The organism is Corynebacterium sp. 20-84 (genome assembly GCF_053479455.1).
The window spans coordinates 12,680-30,128 of sequence record NZ_JBRBCB010000018.1 but is presented as its reverse complement, the minus strand read 5'-3'; the positions used below and the strand labels follow the sequence as shown (position 1 = coordinate 30,128).

At 63.3% G+C, this 17,449-nt stretch carries 12 protein-coding genes and 3 pseudogenes; 6 read left to right on the top strand and 9 right to left on the bottom strand.

Annotated features, from left to right (window positions below; translation table 11 throughout):
• Positions 1-976, top strand: a pseudogene (locus tag ACUY2Y_RS11515) (hypothetical protein); the annotation flags it as partial.
• 269 nt (positions 977-1,245) lie between these two features.
• On the opposite strand, the pseudogene ACUY2Y_RS11510 reads toward ACUY2Y_RS11515, so the two are convergent.
• The 4 genes and pseudogenes from ACUY2Y_RS11510 to ACUY2Y_RS11495 all read right to left on the bottom strand — a co-directional run.
• Positions 1,246-1,674: pseudogene (locus ACUY2Y_RS11510) on the bottom strand (pyridine nucleotide-disulfide oxidoreductase); the annotation flags it as partial.
• 22 nt (positions 1,675-1,696) lie between these two features.
• Positions 1,697-2,020 (bottom strand): helix-turn-helix domain-containing protein, encoded by a 324-nt coding sequence (locus ACUY2Y_RS11505; protein WP_448326606.1) that lies wholly within the window; start codon positions 2,018-2,020, stop codon positions 1,697-1,699.
• A gap of 36 nt (positions 2,021-2,056) precedes the next feature.
• Positions 2,057-2,403: pseudogene (locus ACUY2Y_RS11500) on the bottom strand (type II toxin-antitoxin system RelE/ParE family toxin).
• A 112-nt stretch (positions 2,404-2,515) separates the two neighbouring features.
• On the bottom strand, positions 2,516-3,898 hold the full coding sequence (locus tag ACUY2Y_RS11495) for an FAD-dependent oxidoreductase (protein WP_448326604.1): 1,383 nt from the start codon (positions 3,896-3,898) through the stop codon (positions 2,516-2,518).
• A 340-nt stretch (positions 3,899-4,238) separates the two neighbouring features.
• On the opposite strand from ACUY2Y_RS11495, the gene pta reads away from it, so the two are divergent.
• Both pta and ACUY2Y_RS11485 read left to right on the top strand, forming a co-directional pair.
• On the top strand, positions 4,239-5,612 hold the full coding sequence (gene pta / locus ACUY2Y_RS11490) for a phosphate acetyltransferase (protein WP_448326603.1): 1,374 nt from the start codon (positions 4,239-4,241) through the stop codon (positions 5,610-5,612).
• A complete protein-coding gene (locus ACUY2Y_RS11485; RefSeq protein WP_448326601.1) occupies positions 5,612-6,811 on the top strand; it encodes an acetate kinase in 1,200 nt (399 codons plus the stop codon). Before pta ends, ACUY2Y_RS11485 begins: the two co-directional genes overlap by 1 nt.
• A gap of 336 nt (positions 6,812-7,147) precedes the next feature.
• On the opposite strand, the gene ACUY2Y_RS11480 is transcribed toward ACUY2Y_RS11485, so the two are convergent.
• The 3 genes from ACUY2Y_RS11480 to ACUY2Y_RS11470 form a co-directional block, all read right to left on the bottom strand.
• A complete protein-coding gene (locus ACUY2Y_RS11480; protein WP_448326609.1) occupies positions 7,148-9,766 on the bottom strand; it encodes a tetratricopeptide repeat protein in 2,619 nt (872 codons plus the stop codon).
• A gap of 204 nt (positions 9,767-9,970) precedes the next feature.
• On the bottom strand, positions 9,971-11,038 hold the full coding sequence (locus ACUY2Y_RS11475) for a glutamate ABC transporter substrate-binding protein (RefSeq protein ID WP_448326599.1): 1,068 nt from the start codon (positions 11,036-11,038) through the stop codon (positions 9,971-9,973).
• Positions 11,038-12,603: a hypothetical protein gene (locus tag ACUY2Y_RS11470; RefSeq protein ID WP_448326597.1), complete on the bottom strand. Its 1,566-nt coding sequence runs from the start codon at positions 12,601-12,603 to the stop codon at positions 11,038-11,040. The genes ACUY2Y_RS11475 and ACUY2Y_RS11470 overlap by 1 nt, the downstream gene beginning before the upstream one ends.
• 56 nt (positions 12,604-12,659) lie before the next feature.
• Between ACUY2Y_RS11470 and ACUY2Y_RS11465 the strand changes: the two genes are divergently transcribed.
• From ACUY2Y_RS11465 to ACUY2Y_RS11455, 3 genes are read left to right on the top strand one after another with little or no spacing between them, the layout of a single operon-like run.
• Entirely contained in the window at positions 12,660-13,124 is a 465-nt protein-coding gene (locus ACUY2Y_RS11465; protein ID WP_448326595.1) for an NUDIX domain-containing protein, read from the top strand.
• Complete coding sequence (locus tag ACUY2Y_RS11460) at positions 13,117-14,091, top strand: ABC transporter ATP-binding protein (RefSeq protein WP_448326593.1); 975 nt, start codon at positions 13,117-13,119, stop codon at positions 14,089-14,091. Before ACUY2Y_RS11465 ends, ACUY2Y_RS11460 begins: the two co-directional genes overlap by 8 nt.
• Positions 14,084-14,836: an ABC transporter permease gene (locus ACUY2Y_RS11455; RefSeq protein ID WP_448326591.1), complete on the top strand. Its 753-nt coding sequence runs from the start codon at positions 14,084-14,086 to the stop codon at positions 14,834-14,836. Before ACUY2Y_RS11460 ends, ACUY2Y_RS11455 begins: the two co-directional genes overlap by 8 nt.
• Before the next feature lie 276 nt (positions 14,837-15,112).
• On the opposite strand, the gene ACUY2Y_RS11450 is transcribed toward ACUY2Y_RS11455, so the two are convergent.
• Together ACUY2Y_RS11450 and ACUY2Y_RS11445 are read right to left on the bottom strand one after the other, a co-directional pair.
• Positions 15,113-16,657 (bottom strand): phospholipase D-like domain-containing protein, encoded by a 1,545-nt coding sequence (locus ACUY2Y_RS11450; RefSeq protein ID WP_448326589.1) that lies wholly within the window; start codon positions 16,655-16,657, stop codon positions 15,113-15,115.
• Entirely contained in the window at positions 16,654-17,436 is a 783-nt protein-coding gene (locus tag ACUY2Y_RS11445; RefSeq protein ID WP_259902438.1) for an exodeoxyribonuclease III, read from the bottom strand. The genes ACUY2Y_RS11450 and ACUY2Y_RS11445 overlap by 4 nt, the downstream gene beginning before the upstream one ends.
• Positions 17,437-17,449 lie beyond the last annotated feature (13 nt).

The following is a 17,449-nucleotide window of genomic DNA, read 5'->3' as shown; positions in this document are numbered from 1 at the left end:
TGAGGTTGATCCGGACACTGGTGAGATCACGGTGACGGTGCCGGAGGGTACTGATCCGCAGGATGCCAAGGTTGTCGTTAAGGACAAGGATGGCGACAAGGTCGGTGATGTCGATACCAAGATCACTGCTCCGGAGGAGCCGGCTGAGGATAAGCCGAGTATTGATGCTGGTGATAAGACCGTTGTGGTTCCGGCTGATGGTTCTGAGAAGAAGCTGGATGATACGGTCGTTAACCCGACTGAGGGTATGACTGGTGAGGTCATCGGTAACGATGGCAAGCCGGTTGATGGTGCCAAGGCTGAGGTTGATCCGGACACTGGTGAGATCACGGTGACGGTGCCGGAGGGTACTGATCCGCAGGATGCCAAGGTTGTCGTTAAGGACAAGGATGGCGACAAGGTCGGTGATGTCGATACCAAGATCACTTCCCCGAAGCCCAAGCAGAGCAGCTCTTCTGAGCGTGAGGGTTGCACCGACTCCCTGATTGGTTTCGGTCTGCCGCTGCTGGCTCTGATTCCGCTGGGTATTGCTTCCCAGACTGCGATCCCGGGTCTGCAGAACATTCAGGCTCAGGTTGGTCGTCAGATTCAGGATGCGAACACTGCTCTGCAGAACCAGCTGGGCATTATGGATCCGCGTTTGGCTAAGGCTGCCGCTGACTTCGATGCACAGCTGAAGGGTGCGGGTGCGAACCTGAACCATGTCATGGGTGGGCTGGCGGTGCTTGCTTACGGCATCGCTGCGATCACGACCATTGCTACCAAGTGTGGTCCGGGCAATACCAAAACCCAGACCGAGACTGGGGCGTCCAGCAAGGGTTCTTCTTCGAAGGGGTCGTCTTCCAAGGGCAAGGATGAGAACAGCAGCTCTTCCCCCAAGTCCAAGGGGGACAAGGGTTCTTCCGGGTCTGAGGGCAAGGGCGGCTCTGGCAAGGGTGCTGAGGCTGAGGCTCCGGCTGAGGGCAAGAACGCTTAGTAAAGATTGAGCGGTCCCCGCTGGCTAGTGGGCCGGCAGGGCTGCTCCCCTTGGGGGAGTGGTCGCTGGCTCTGGCTGGTGAGTTGAAATGAATCACCGCCGATCCCTACCTGAATGGGTAGCGGGTCGGCGGTGATTTTGTGTTTCAGGGCTACCGCACAGGGCGGCGTGAGATGTGCTCTGCAGATGTGTACTGCTTCCGCGGGGCGAGCGGTTGACTGCGTGGTGTGTCGTTCACCGACGCAGGATGGAAGGGGAAGGGGGTAGCGCTAGATCGAGTATTCGGGGTGGGAGGCGTTGACCATGTCGTCCCATTCGACGATCTTCTTGCGCTCGCGGCCTTCGGCCTCGCCGAGGGCGCGTTCGGCGGCGTCGAGGTTGTGCCAGCTTTCCCAGGTGGTCACCTTGACGCCCTTGTTCTTGAGGTGGTCGAGGATGGCCTGGTCGTCGCGGTGTTCGGTGGGGGTGAGGGTGCCGTTGCGGTAGTCGTCGAGAAGCATGGTGGTGGTGTCCTTGGCGTCGGACTTGGTGTTGCCGATCAGGCCGACTGGGCCGCGCTTGATCCAGCCGGTGGTGTACAGGCCGGGGACGATGTCGCCGCCGAACTCGGTGAGGACGTGGCCTTCGTCGTTGGGGATGACGGCGCGGTGGTCGTCGAAAGGCACGCCGTTGACGGCGTCGGAGCGGTAGCCGACGGCGACGTTCGGGGGAGTGAAGCGCTTAGGAAGCGTTCGCGTTGAGGTCGAGTGGAACGCGGGTGCCGTCGGCGCGTATGACGAAGAGTTCCAGATCGGCGTTCAACGCTTGGAGGTATTTCTGCAGCGTTTCCACCCGGGCTGAAGAGATGTTGCCGTGCTCGATCTGAGAAATTCGGTTTTGGCCGACACCAATTTTTCCGGCGAGGGAAACTTGAGTCACCCCGAGCTCTTCGCGGAGTGCGCGGAGGCGGTAGAGCTGAGTGTCTCGGTGCATTTCGGCCTTGATTCGCTCGATGTTCTCGCGGTTGCCGGGGCGCTTGGTTCGCCGCTGATCAAGGGTTGTCATTGTTTGCTCCTGCTTGTCGTGGTTTGGTGCTTAAGGTCAAATTTCCCGGAGGTGGGCGTCAAAACGGTCGTCTGCTATCGGGACATTCTTTCGGTACCACTTATTCCAGCTCCCGGTTTTATCGCCCGCGAGAAGTGTGATGGCAATGTGTTTCGGATCGAAAGCGAAGAGGATCCGAATATCCGAATGTTGCCGCCGCGGGGCCGAAGCTCTTTCATGTTGGAATGGCGCGACTGGTGGACGGAATCCACAAATGGCCGGCCGCAGCCCGGGCCCATTTCCTCCAGGAACTCGAGAGCGGCAAGCACGGTGTCGTAATCGTCGTCGGAGAGTTGATCGAGCCATTCTTCGATATGGGTCGTGTCGACTATCCATCGGTCCACGAAGTCAGTGTATCAGTTATGGGTGATATTCGTGGGGACGTTTCTCATCATGCGAACGCAAAAGTGGGGCCACGTTACTGTGGCCCCACTTAGGAGAGTTCTTGGCTGAAGGTTAGATCGAGTACTCGGGGTGGGAGGCGTTGACCATGTCGTCCCACTCGACGATCTTTTTGCGCTCGCGGCCTTCGGCCTCGCCGAGGGCGCGTTCGGCGGCGTCGAGGTTGTGCCAGCCTTCCCAGGTGGTCACCTTGACGCCCTTGTCCTTGAGGTGGTCGAGGATGGCCTGGTCGTCGCGGTGTTCGGTGGGGGTGAGGGTGCCGTTGCGGTAGTCGTCGAGAAGCATGGTGGTGGTGTCCTTGGCGTCGGACTTGGTGTTACCGATCAGGCCGACGGGGCCACGCTTGATCCAGCCGGTGGTGTACAGGCCGGGGACGATGTCACCGCCGAACTCGGTGAGAACGTGGCCTTCGTCGTTGGGGATGACGGCGCGGTGGTCGTCGAAAGGCACGCCGTTGATGGCGTCGGAACGGTAGCCGACGGCGCGGTAGACAGCCTGGACGTCCCAGGTGGTGGTCTCACCGGTGGCGGTCACGCCGCCGGTGCCGTCGAGTTCGGTGCGCTCAGTGACAAAGCCGCTGACCTTGCCGTCCTCACCGATGATCTCCACGGGGGACTCGAAGAAGTGGATGAACAGCTTGTGCGGGGCGCCCTTCGGGTCGCGCATCGCGTAGCCTTCCAGGGTCTGGCACACAAGGTCGACGCTTTTCGCTTCTCGACGCGCCGTCTCCGACGCCTCGTCGTAGTCGATATCCTCCGGGTCGACGATGACCTCGATGCTGTCGGAGTGGTCGAGCTCCTTCAGCTCAAGGGGGCTGAACTTGGCCTGGGCGGGGCCACGGCGGCCGAAGACGTGGATCTCCTTCGCGGCGGACGCGTTCAGGTTGTCGTAGACATTGTCCGGGATCTCTGTGACCTTCAGCTCGTCGGCGGTCTTGGCGAGCACGCGGGCGATGTCGAGTGCGACGTTGCCGACGCCGACGATGGCGACCTTCTCAGCGGTGAGGTCCCAGTCGCGGGTGAAGTTCGGGTTGCCGTCGTAGAAGCCGACGAACTGGCCGGCGCCGTAGTGGCCGTCGAGCTCCGCGCCAGGAACGTTCAGGTCGCGGTCGGCGGTGGCGCCGGTGGCGAAGACGACTGCGTCGTAGTACTCCTGCAGCTCCTCGACAGTGATGTCGTTGCCCACATCGACGTTGGCCAGCAGGCGGATCTCCGGCTTGTCCAGCACGTTGTGCAGGGACTTCACGATGCCCTTGATGCGCGGGTGGTCAGGCGCGACGCCGTAGCGGATCAGACCGAACGGGGCGGGCATGCGCTCGAAGAGGTCCACGTGCACGTCCACATCGGACTTGACCAGAAGGTCGGAGGCGTAAATGCCGGCGGGGCCGGAGCCGACGACGGCGACGCGGAGGGTGTTGTCGGAAGTGGGAGTACTCATGAAGGTCGAAACTGTCCTTTGCGCTGTTGCTGGTGTCTCACGCAGGGCATCCTGCGGGTAGTTCTTGCTGTTATTTGTAGTGCCAGTATAGGGCATTGACCAAACGAATCTAGACAAAGTGGTCTTTTTGTATTGGACCGAGCGGTTTGACGGTGTGGCGCTGCGGGGTGTAACCAACGCCACCTGCGTGTGTCCGGGCAGGTGACTACACTTGAAATGAGCTGGATAGAGCGCGCAGGTGAGCGCGTCGATCCGCTGCGCGAGATGCGCGCATGATTCGCGTGCAAGATGCGAATACCCGCGAAACCATAGGGTGAAAGCCCGGAAAGGTTGTTCCTAGATGGCTGCAAACAGGTCCGTTCTCATCACTGCGGTAGGCCGCGAACTCGAGGGGGGTGACATCGAGGCGCTGGCAGCGGAGAAGAACCTGAAGGTCGTCAATCTGAACGACCAGGAGCGTGAGCTCTCCGCGATTGTGTCGGCGGATCTGCTTGCGGACGGTGACAGCCTCATCGTGGGTACCGGCGAGTACACCTTCGACGCAGAAGTCGCCACGGCGCTCGGTGTCCCGGTGCTGCTGCTCACCGCCGACGGCGCAGCCGAAAGCCCGGCAGCAGAGCTCGCTCTGGCTCGGGTGGAGGAGCTGGGGGCGCAGGCGACGGGCGTCGATAAGCTCGATGCTTCTGCTCTCGATGCCGCACTTGACACCGACGCGCGGCAGGTCATGTCCCCCGCTGTGTTTGAGAACTGGCTGATCACTCGTGCGAAGGAGAAGCGCGCGCACATCGTGCTGCCGGAGGGCGAGGACGACCGCATTCTGGAGGCCGCGCACCAGCTGCTCAAGCAGGACGTGGCGGACCTGACCATCCTCGGTGTCCGCGACGATATTGAGCGCCGTGCCGACGATATGGGCCTCAACCTCGAGGGCGCGAATATCATCGACCACCTCAATTCCGACCTGCTCGACGAATTTGCGGAAGAATTCGCCGAGCTGCGTAAGAAGAAGGGCGTGACCGTCGAGGAAGCGCGCGAGACGATGAAGGACATCTCCTACTTCGCCACCATGATGGTCTACAAGGGCCTGGCGGACGGCATGGTCTCCGGTGCAGCGAATACCACTGCGCACACCATCAAGCCGTCGTTCCAGATCATCAAGACCGCGCCGGGCGCATCCGTCGTGTCCTCGGTCTTCCTCATGGTCATGCGCGACCGCCTCTGGGCATTCGGCGACTGCGCCGTGAACCCGAACCCGACCGCCGAGCAGATCGGCGAGATCGCTGCTGTTTCCGCGAAGACCGCGGCGCAGTTCGGCATCGACCCGAAGGTGGCCATCTTGTCCTACTCCACCGGCACCTCCGGCTCCGGCCCGGACGTCGAGCGCGCTGTCGAGGCGACCGCCAAGGCGAAGGAGCTCGCGCCGGACACCGCCATCGACGGCCCGCTGCAGTTTGACGCCGCGGCTGACCCGGGCGTGGGCAAGAAGAAGGCCCCGGATTCCCCGGTCGCCGGTCAGGCGAATGTCTTCGTCTTCCCGGACCTCGAGGCTGGCAATGCCGGCTACAAGATCGCGCAGCGCACCGGCGGCGCGCTCGCTATCGGCCCCGTCCTGCAGGGCCTGAACAAGCCGGTCAACGATCTGTCCCGCGGCGCGACCGTCCCGGACATTGTCAACACCGTCGCAATCACCGCAATCCAGGCTCAAGGAGCTAACTAATGGCCTACGCACTCGTCCTCAACTCCGGTTCCTCGTCGATCAAATTCCAGATCGTCGACCCGACCGCATCCGCCTCCGACCGCCCGTTTGTCACCGGCCTGGTCGAGCGCATCGGCGAGCCGAACGGCCGCATCTCCATCAAGATTGAGGGTCGCCACGTCGAGTCCAATATGCCGATCCGCGACCACCGCGGCGGCCTGATGCTGGCCATCGCCATGTTGGACGCCAACGGCGCCGGCCCGACCCAGGTGGACATCATCGCCTGCGGTCACCGCGTTGTTCACGGCGGCAACACCTTCAGCGCGCCCGTGCTTGTCGACGATGAGGTTGTCGAGCAGATCCGCGAGCTCGTCCCCCTTGCCCCGCTGCACAACACCGCGAACGTCGACGGCATCGAGGTCGCCCGCGACCTGCTCCCGGATGTCCCGCACATCGCCGTGTTCGACACCGGCTTCTTCAACGACCTGCCGGCTGCAGCCGCCAACTACGCGATCGACCTGGACGTCGCCCAGCAGCACCAGATCCGCCGCTACGGCTTCCACGGCACCTCCCACGAGTTCATCGCCCGCGAGGTCGCCGACCACTTGGGACAGTCCGTCGAGGAGCTCAACCAGATCGTCCTCCACCTGGGCAACGGTGCTTCCGTCTCCGCTATCCGCGGTGGCCACGCGCAAGACACCACCATGGGTCTCACCCCGCTGGAAGGCCTGGTCATGGGCACCCGCTCCGGTGATATCGACCCGGGCGTGATCTTCCACCTCAACCGCACCGCCGGCATGGACATCGACGCCATCGACGACTTGCTCAACCGCCAGTCCGGCGTGAAGGGCCTGTCCGGTGTCAACGACTTCCGTGTCCTCCACGAGAAGATGGACGAGGGGGACGAGAAGGCCCAGCTGGCCTACGACGTGTACATTCACCGCCTCCGCCGCTACATCGGTGCCTACATGATCACCCTGGGGCGCGTGGACACCATCACGTTCACCGCCGGTGTCGGTGAGAACGACGCCACCGTCCGCACCAACTCCTTGGCCAACCTGGAGAACTACGGCATCAAGATCGACGAGGAGAAGAACGTCAACGGCTCCGGCCCGCGCATCATCTCCACCGAGGACTCCACCATCAAGGTGCTCGTCGTCCCGACGAACGAGGAGCTCGCCATCGCGCAGAAGTCCGCCGCGATCGCAGAGTCGCTCTAAGCGCTCTGCTCTTGCGCAGCTCACCCTCACCCGGTTCCAGCAGTGCTGGGGCCGGGTTTCGCGTTTCCGGACCTCTGCACCTGCCCAGATGCCGGCCACATTCGCCTTTGCACCCGCTGATTTCTAGGTGTTAACCCCAAAACTTAGTTATCCCAGGTCGCGGTTTGAGGGCCATTTTTTCCGACCTGGGGTAACTAAATTCTGGGGTTAACATCCTCGAGGGGTTAAATTCTGGGGTTAACAAAGAGGGTTCACAACTGGGTTCACATCCTTGGCGTTGAGGCGGGAGCAGAGAGGCCTGCCAGGCGCAGCGAGGCCTGCTGGGCATAGCAGCTGCTAGAACCAAGTCGCGGGGCGGACCTTGTTAGCGGTGTCCACCAGCGCGTAGCGGTGGCGTGCGAACGGGGCGCGGCGGGCTTGTTCGCGGAGCGTGATGGCCAGGCCGCGGCGGAGATCCTTGATGGTGAAGTCGTATTCGAATAAGTGGGTCCTGGCGGTGGCGGCGGAGGCGCCGGAATCGCGGAGGAAGGTCAGGCCGGCGCGGAGGACTGCGACCTTGATCTGGAGTAGGCGCGGCTCGTTGGTGGGGATCTCCTCCAGGCGGCGGGCGGCGCGGCGGATACGGGCTTCGGTGAGTTCGTCGCTGACCAGGTAGAGGATCGTGGTCAGTTTGGCCATGCGGTGGTGACGGGACTGCTGTGGGACCTTGTCCAGTGCGGCGACGGCCATCTCGACTTCGCCTTCGTACATGAGCTGGCGCGCCAAGCCGAAAGCGGAAGAGACGGTGGTGGGGTTCGCGGCCCACACCAGGGCGTAGAGGCGCATTGCGTTAAGGCGCAGCGTGGCCGGGTGGTCGGTCACGTGGGACCATTTCGGCGAAATCACCCCGGCTTTTTCCTGCGCCCGGAAATAGGAGTTGGGGAGTTCGCCCAAATCGGTGCGGATGGAGGAGAGGTGGCGGGCGAGGGTGTCGTCGATAAGCTTTTGCTGCTGTAGCCCTGATTGCTGGAGGAGCAGCTCGTCGACGGCGGCGAGCGCGAGCTTGGGCGCGGCCTCGCCCGGCACGATGTCGAGGACGGCGGAGAAGTCTTTTTGCGCGGAGGCGAAATCACCGTGAATGAGCTCGGTGAGGCCTTGGTACCAGTGGAAGCGCCAGTCGGAGCGCAGCGGGCCGTCGAGTTTGCTCAGCCAATGCTGCGCCTGCGAGGTCAGGCCGAGGTCGAGCATCGCGCGGGCGACGGCGAACGGGATCTCCGCGGAGTCGGCGTATTCGGTGGCCTTGAACGCCTGGCGCAGCGTCTCCAGGGTTTCCTGGGGCTCGGCGTAGGAGGTACCGGAGAGAAGGCCGGCGCCGACATCAGAGCGGTCGATCAGGGGAGTGGGCAGAGCAGACATTGCTTCGGAGGGAGTGATCTCGACGGTGCGGTCGATGCCGTCGATAAGCTGATCCGTGCGGAAGACGAGGTGCTTGGTGCCGAAAGTCGTACGTTGCGGCGAGAACAGCGAATGCTGCGCGGGGTGATTGATGCCGTCGCGCAGCGCAATGATTTCGCGCAGGACGCCCAGCAGCTGCACCTCGAGCTCTTCCACGCTGCGGAAACGCTGCTTCGGATCTTCGTGGCAGCACCGCGCGAGCAAGCGGTACAGCGAGATGTAGCGGCGCAGCGTCGGCGAGTCGCTCGGCGTGGGCAGCGTGTGCGAGTATGCGCGGCCCTCCTTCGGCAGCTCGAGAATGAGCGCGGCGAGCGTGCGCCCGACGGTGTAGATATCGCTGGCGATGCTCGGCCCCACGCGCGCGACCTCCGGCGCCTGGTAGCCCTTCGTGCCGTAGATGAAGCCGTACGCGCCGATGCCGCTGACCGCGCCGAGGTCGATGAGCTTGACCTGGTCTTCCGTGACAATGATGTTGTCGGGCTTGAGGTCGTTGTACACCACGCCGCGGCTGTGCAGGTACCCCAGCGCGGGAAGCACCTCCAGGATGTACGCGATCGCTTGATCGATGGGAAGCAGGTGCGTTTCTTGCGCATTTTTGCGTTCGCGTAACGACGGCCCACCCACGAACTCCATCACAATGAATCCCCCGTCAACCCTGGGGTCGTCGATGAAGTTGAAGATCTTCACGATGCCGGGGTGCGTGATGTCCGCCAAAAATTCCCGCTCCGCCGCCGCAGCCGCCGCCTCGTCTTCGCTCTTCTCCGACTGCATGCCCTTGAGCACCACGTGGCGGCCCGCCACGTAATCGTCCTGCGCCAGGTAGATCCACCCCATGCCACCGTGCGCGATCACGCCCAGGATCCGGTACTGGCCTGCGACAATATCGCCTTTCTGCAGCTGCGGCTCGGGGACCTTCTTGTTGACGATCGCGTTCGTCGGGTCCTTGATCGCCGCATTCGGCTCCACCGGCGCGACCCACGGCAGCTCCACCATGCCGTCGGCCACCGTGCGCGTCGCGCGCTTGACACCGCGCAGTTCGCGGAATGTGTCCAGCGCCTGCCGGCGTGCCCGCTCGCTCGTGCTCGCCTGCGCCCGCGCCAGCGCCTCCTGCTGCGCCCGTTCGTACGCTTCTTTCTCTGCGTTGGCCGCCTGCGCTCGTTGCACCTGTCCGGCGCGCAGCTCACCGAGGTCTTTCAGCAGCCCCGCGTACTCGCCCGCGCTGCCGTACAGGTCCGACTCGTCCAGCCCCTCCACGCGCGTGCTGTCCGTGGTGTCTTCCTCGTCATCGTCCGCGAACGGGTCGAAGGCCACCGCCTCCGTGGCCTCGGGGCCCTCGGTGGGCGCGGCTTCGTTTGAGGCGGGGATTTCGTCGTCCTCGTCGTCCTCGTCGTCTGCGAACGGGTCGAATGCGACTGCCTCTGTCGCCTGCGGCTCTTCGGCCGGGGCGGGTTCTTCGGAGGTTTTGGGTTCTTTGGGCTCTTCGGGCTCTTCGGGCTCTTTAGGGCGTGGGTGGACCGTCACCTGGTCGATGTCGCCGTGGTCGTACCAGGAGAGCCAGTCGTCGCCGGTGTTCCCGGTGCCGCTGGTGTTGCCGTCCTCGTCATCGTCGGCGAAGGGGTCGAAGGCGACGGCCTCAGTGAGCTCGGGTTCAGTGAGCTCGGGATCGGTCGTGTTGTCGCTGGTGGGGCGCTCGGGCTGGTCCGGTTGATCGTTGGTCGTCACGGCTTATTCTCCTTCCGCGGTGTCGGGGGTGTCTGGCTCGTCGGGGTCGTCGGTCTCCTCCGGGCGGTAGGTGAGGGCGGGGGCGGAGCGGGCGTCGATATGCGGGCTGAGCCAACGGTTGAACATGGAATCCCACGTGCCGTCGCGGCGGATGCGCTCGAGGGTGGAATTGACCTGGCGGGTCAGGCCGTCGTTGCCCTTCGGGATGCCCACCGAATACTGCTGGTCCGCGATTGCTTCGCCCGAGACGGTGGTGAGGGGGTCCTGGGCGGCGGCGCCAGCGAGAATCGTCTCGTCGCCAAGCAGTGCGCCGGTCTGGAATTGCTGCAAGGCAACCAGGCAATCGGTCCAGGTGCGGGTGCGCAGAATCTCCTGTTCGGGGAAAGTGCGGCGGGCCATGTCCACCACATTGGAACCGTCGGCGACGCAAATGCGCTCATCGGTGATGTCGCTTGTGGATTCAATGCCCGACGCCGCCGGAACGAGCATCCGCACACTGGAGTCGAGGTACGGGGCAGAGAAATCGATCGCTTCCAGGCGCTTCTTCGTGATCGACATGGTGCGCACCACGATATCGACCTGGCCGGACACGATCGCTTCGGTGCGCATCGTGGAATCGATGAAACGGAAATCCACTCTGCCAGGATCCGGGTCACCGAAAATATCCTTGGCGATCTCCCGGGCCAGATCGACCTCGAACCCCTTCAACTCGCCGGAGGCATTGTCGCGGAAGCTGAGCAGATACTGCGACTGGTCCACACCCACGATGATCCGGCCGCGCTTATAGATCTCCGGGATCCGCTCCTCCGGCGTCTTATCGTCCGGGCGCAGTGACCCGGGCCAGTCCGCGGGCTGACCGGCCTCGCCCGGCTCCTCGCCGGGTTCGTCGAGATGCGCGCCGGGCGGGAACAGCGCACTGTGAGTCGTGTGGGCGCTCAGCTGCTCCTGTGGCGGAGGCGGTGTTGGGGCGCAGGCGGCAGCGAAAGGCAGCACCGAGACAGTAAGAGCTGCCCACAGGGTCGTGGCGGGGTGGGGGCTGTGGGGGTGACGTCGATAAGCGATGCGTGCCATCACATGTACTCCTGAATGCGGGGGCGCGCGCCGACGAACGTGAGCGCGATCGCGGCGAGCATGAGAATCATGATGCCCGTTGAGACACCGCGCGTGGTGCCCAATGCCTCGTTGATGTGCTCGCGCTGCTTGTAGCGGGCGGTGGCATTGAGCTCGCCGAGGGACTCGTCGAGAAGCGCGAATGTCGTTGCCGTCGTGTTGCCCTCGCCGTCCGTCGCGAGACTCACCGCGCGGTCATATTCGCCGCTGTTCAGCGCGTTCATCATGGATGTGTGCGCGAGGCCCCAATCCGCGAGCGCATTGCGGGCGATGATGATCTCATCCGCATTCGTCACCGTGGACACCGCATCCAGCGCGTTCGCGACCTCGGCCGACGTATCGTTCATCGACATCGATGAACGCTGCGTATTGCGCGTCAGCAACGTCAACGTCTCGGCGGTGCGCATCTCCTGCGCCGTCGTCCGCGCATTCGTGAGCTGCTCGTACGGGCCTGCCGTACTCGCGAAATCATGCCGGCCCGCGTCCCACGCTGCGATATTCGACGCGCCCAACCACACCATCGCCACGAGCGTGAGCGCCGTCGCCGCGAGGAAACCCTTATTCAAACGGCGGCGGAACATCAGCCACAACGCGTACTGCGCGGCACCGAGCGCAATGAGAGCGGCGAGGAGGCCTGAGAGCGGAACCAGCTGCGCGCGCGTCAGACGGTTCATCTCGTCCTCCACCTGCTCACGCGTGATATCGAGGATCGTCTGCGCCTTCAGCAACATCGTCTCGTGCATCAACGAACTCGCCTGCGACATATACGCCACGCCCAACGGATTGCCCACACGCTGATTCGCCTGCGCACGCTCCATCAACCCCGTGTACTGCGGGATCAAACGCTGGATCTCGCGCACAGATTCCTGCACCTTCTCCGTGTCATCCGCACGCGTCACCACACTGCCGCGCAACACCTCATCCGCCGCGACCACCGCACTATCGATCGCGTCAAGATACTTCTGGTGCGACTCCGCCGTCTGCAGACCCGGCTGCACAAACGATGTCGTCGCCAACGTATCCGCCTGGCTCATCGACGTGAACAACGTATGCGCCGAATTGCTCATCGGCTCCGTCGCATTCAACAACGTCTGCAAACCCGACTCACGGTTCGCGCCCGCCTGCGACGCCGCCCACGCGCCCGCGAACATGAACATCGTCAGCACCAACAGCAAAACCAACAGCTTGCCGACGGTCGAACTCACAAACCCCCACGCGTTCCCCACCCAGCGACCTGTGCCACCCATGTACTCGCCCAGGCGCGTCTTGACCCCGCGCAGCCCCTTCTGCCGCGGCGTCTCCTCCAGCTGGTCCAGCCACGCGTCCTCGTGCTCCACCAGATCCTCCGGGCGGGTCTTCGACTTCCGCGGGGTGAAGCGGGGGAGTTTGGTTTTTGATTTTGGGGCGGGTGTTTTCTCGGCGGGTTTGGCGGGATCGGCGGGTGCGGCCTTGGCAGCTTTGGCGGCCTTTGTCGCCTTTTGGGTCGCCGCCTCCGCCCGTCGCTGTGCCCGCTGTCCCCGCGTCATTGCCCCAGAATAGCGCACTAGCACCGTGGTTCATGCGCACCGTTAGACTGGTTCGCATGGAAGGTGACGGCAACGGGTGGGTCGACGGTCCCGGCGGTAAGCGCGTGTGGGGAAAATACGGTGCGGCGGGACTCTTCCTGCGCGCTGGGGACACGGTGTTGTTGCAGCACCGCGCGCACTGGGTCGCTGACGGCGGGACGTGGGCGCTGCCTGGTGGCGCGCGCGATTCGCATGAGACGGCGCAGGAGGCGGCGCTGCGCGAGACGGTGGAGGAGTGCGGCATTGACACCTCCCTCGTCGAGGTGGAGAAGGAGCTGGTCACCGCCGGTGAGGCGCCCGGGTGGACCTACATCACCGTCATGGCGCACACCACGACCGGACAGCCCATCGATCTTGAACCCAACGCGGAATCTATGGAGCTTCTGTGGGTTCCGCTGGACAAAATCAGGGAGTATGAATTGCACCGGGGGTTTGAGTCGTCGTTAAGCGTGCTTTTGTGGCACGCTAAAGCGCATGATTGACGTACAGAACCTGACCAAACAATATGGCCAGGTCCGCGCGGTCGACGACCTCACGTTCCGGGTCGAACCCGGCGTAGTCACCGGCTTCCTCGGGCCGAACGGCGCCGGAAAATCGACGACGATGCGCATGATCCTCGGCCTTGACACGCCAACATCAGGCTCCGCGCTTATCGACGGCGCACCCTACCGTTCCCTGACCAACCCCCTCCGCAAAGTCGGAGCACTCCTGGACGCCAAGGCGATCCACCCCAACCGCTCCGCTCGCAACGCGCTGCTGTGGCAGGCCCAAGCCTCGGGCATCCCGACCTCCCGCGTCGATGAGGTACTCGGTCTGGTCGGCCTGACGTCTGTGGCGAATAAAAAGGCTGGTGGTTTTTCCCTGGGCATGGGCCAGCGCCTCGGCATCGCCGCCGCTATGCTCGGCGACCCCGAGTACCTGATCCTCGACGAGCCCGTCAACGGCCTCGACCCCGAAGGTATCCGCTGGGTGCGCGAGCTTCTGCGCCGTTTCGCCGCTGAGGGACGCACCGTGCTCGTGTCCTCCCACCTGCTCACCGAGATGGCGCAGACCGCCGACCACCTCGTCGTCATCGGCAAAGGCCGCCTCGTTGCCGCCGGTTCTGTCCACGAGTTCATCAAGGAGAACTCCGCCCTCACCACCGTCGTGCGCTCCCCACACCTCGACCAGCTCGGTTCTGCCCTGCAGGTCGAGGGCATCGAGTTCAGCCAGGCCACCGACCCTGACGGCCGCCCCGTTTTGGAGATCCCCGAGCGTTCCAGCGAAGACATCGGTGCCCTCGCGTTTTCCACCGGCATCATGCTCACCGAGCTTTCCGAGCGCCGCGCCACCCTCGAAGACGCCTATATCCGCCGCACCGAGAGCGCCGTCGAGTACCAGACCGGGATGCCTGGTGCTCCTGCTCCGGCCGCTTCCAGCGTTTCCACGACGGGAGAATACCGTGCTTAAGACAATGCTTTCCGAATGGACGAAGCTCCGCACCACCAAGTCTTTCTACTGGACAACCGGCCTCGCGTTCGTGCTCGCAGTTGTATTTGTGGCCCTCGCGGCAGCGTTCGACAGCCCGGATTTTCCGCTGTACGGCGGAGCCCTCGTGGTCCAGCAGGTCCTGATCTACGGGCTCATCCCGATGCTGATCCAGGCAGCCATGGTGGTCACCACCGAATACCGCTTCAACGTGAATTCCATCAACTTCGCCATCACTCCGCAGCGCTGGCAACTGGCCTTGTCCAAGCTCGCCGTCTACGGGCTGATCGCGGTGGTTCTCAGCATCATCATCCTTGTGGCCTCCTATACCGCCGGCGACCACTTCGCCCCCTACCCGGTGGAGTGGACGACCAATGTCTTCGCCCGCCGCTCCTTCTGGGCCGTGCCGTTGGTGGTCTTCCTATTGGTGATGATGACGCAGGGACTGGGGTGGATTCTGCGCTCCACAGCTGCAGTGGTGATGATCATGATCACGCTGCCGATCTTCGAGTTCGTTATCGGGTTCATCCCCAAGATCGGCCAGAAAGTCCAGTTCATCGCCCCATTCCAGAACGCTATCCCGTTCGTGTTGAACTCCCAGTCCGATAAGCCGAACCCCTTCGGCGGCGACCCGCTGACTCTGTGGGGCTCGTTCGGAGTCTTTGCTGTGTGGGTGCTGGTCATCTACGCCATCGGGCTCCTCCTCCTGGAGCGCCGCGATGCTTAGAAGTTAGCTCTTAGGGCAAGGATTACCTGCGGACGGGATTTCCCGCCGCAGGTTTTCTCTTTCCCGCCCTTTTCACTTTTTCGCGGAGCCGCGTCCTAGCCGGGCCGCGCAGCCCGGGCTGGTGAATCTGTTTACATTTTCAGCGCTCGCCCCAAAAGCCAAAACGCGCCTACCAGCGCTTATAAAACTCCTCGCAAGTGAGGGATGTAAACAGATTCACCGGTGGGGCCGCACCAACCATTTCGCAGGGGCGCGGGGGACGGGCCCAAAGCCGCGCTATTGCAATGCCGAGGTCAGCTTGAGCACGTTATCGATATAGCGCCGGGACCAGGGGCGCTGGTTCCATTCGGTAAGGGTGAGCTCGCGGGAGACGGAGAGGTAGGCGGCAGCGAGTCCACACAGGTCGGTGATGAGGGGGCCGTCCAGGATGAACAGGCTGTTCTCGTAGTTGAGGGAGAACGAGCGCATATCCATGTTCGAGCTGCCCATGATGGCGATTTCGTGCAGGTCAGCGGCGGCATTTGAGTCGGGGGTAGAACATGCGGCGGGAGAGTCCTCGACGGGATTGGCGGGGCCGTCGGCCCAGGTGACGGGGTCGGCGATGGCGAATTTGGAGTGCAGGACGTAGGGGGCGGGGAACTGCCAGATGTGGACGCCGGCCTCGAGAAGCTGCTGGTAGTAGGCGGATTGGGCGTGCTGAACCATGAACTGGTCGGCTTTCTCGCCCACCAATAAATCAACGCGGACACCGCGGTAACAGGCGGTGGTGATGGCTTCGAGCATGGAGTCGTCGGGGACGAAATACGGCGAACAGAGGATCAGGCGCTCGCGCGCGTGGTGGATGAGAGTATTGAACATCCGCAGGTTGGGTTCGGTGGTGAACCCGGGGCCGGAGGGGATGAGCTGGACCGTGGAGGTGTCAGCATCTGGTTCGGTGTCGCGGGGCGGGGTGATGTCGATGAGTTCGCTGGATTCGGTGTACCAGTCGACGGCGAAGAGCGATTCGAGGGAAGCGACGATCGGCCCGGTGAGTTCGACGAACGAGTCGACCCACTGGCGGCCCTTCTTCACGTGGCTGCGGACCAGGTAGGAGCGGTCGATGAGGTTGAACGAGCCCATCATGGCGACGCGGTCGTCGATGACGATGAGTTTGCGGTGATTGCGCAGGTCAGGGCGACGGAAGCGCCATTGCAGGGGAAGCAGGGGGAGCATGAGGTTCCACTCGATGCCGGCGGCGGTCAGCTTGCGCTTGAAGGCGCGGAAGCCAGGGTATTTCTGGGAGCCAATGTGGTCGAAAAGCACACGGACTTTCACGCCGCGGGCGACGGCGCGTTCCATCGCCTCGAACACGGGGGCAGTCGTGGTGTCCCAGGCTTGGGCGTAGATTTCGATGTGGACGTGGGAGGTGGAGGCGTCGATAAGCTCGGCGATGCGAAGCATCGTCTTTTGGTAGTCGGTCCACAGCGCTTTCGCGTGGCCTTCGAGCGCGGGGTACCCGGTGAGCGTGCGGTTGAGGTGCGCCATTGACGCCACGTCGCCGCTTAAGCGCACGCTGGTTGGCACGTCGGGGAAGTCGGCGTGGACGTCGTTGATCTCGTCGTTCGCTTCTTTTTGGATGCGGTGACGGCGCCGCGAGAGATACGTCGAGCCGAAGAAGAAATACAGCGGCAGCCCGAGGAACGGGATGAGCAGAATGATCAGCAGCCACGCATTTGCGCTGGACGGCTTGCGGTTTTCGGGGATGACGCCGATCACCGCGAACTTGATCGTGTAATCCACGATCATGAGGATGAGCTGCCAGGTGGAAAGGTCGGGGATCATCGGACGTCGTCGATAAGCATGCGCGTGACGTCGTAGTCCGCGACGACGGGTGCGTGGTCGGATGCGCCCTTGCCCTCGCGCTCATGCTTATCGACGAACCCCCTTCCCTCCATTCCCGTCAACTGGAAATCGATGAGCATGCCTTCATTCCTTTGGAAGCGCATGGCCTTGTAATCCCAGTACGAGTAGGGCTCCTCGTGCGTGATGGGAGCGAGACCGGATTCGAGGAGGTTGCTAAAGGCCGCGCGCTCCGGCTCCGTGACGTGCGTTTTCCCTTCGAAGAACGCGCGGTCCCACACGTCTTTGTCGGTGGGCGCGATGTTGTAGTCGCCGCAGAAGACCTGCGGGGTGCCTGGCTCGACGGCCTCGGCGAGGCGCCACAGGAATTCGAGCTTGTAGTCGTAGTGGCGGTCGCCGATCTCGCGGCCGTTGGGGATGTACAAGCTCCAGACGTCCACGCCGCCGCAGGTCGCACCTACTGCTCTAGCCTCTCGTTCTTGAGGTTTTTCAGGATCCTTGTGGAAGCCGGGCTGGTTGGGGAAGTGGTCGCGAACGTTCTCTAGGCCGACCCGGGAGATCAGCGCCACGCCGTTCCACTGGTGGTAGCCGACGTGGGCGACCTCGTAACCCGCGGCCTCGAACACCGAGTACGGGAATTTATCGTCCGCGCACTTGGTTTCCTGCATGGCTAGAACGTCGATGTCGTTGCGCTCCAAAAACGCGATGGCGCGGTCGGCGCGCGTGCGCACCGAGTTGATGTTCCACGTGGCAATCCGCATGCGCTCTACCCTA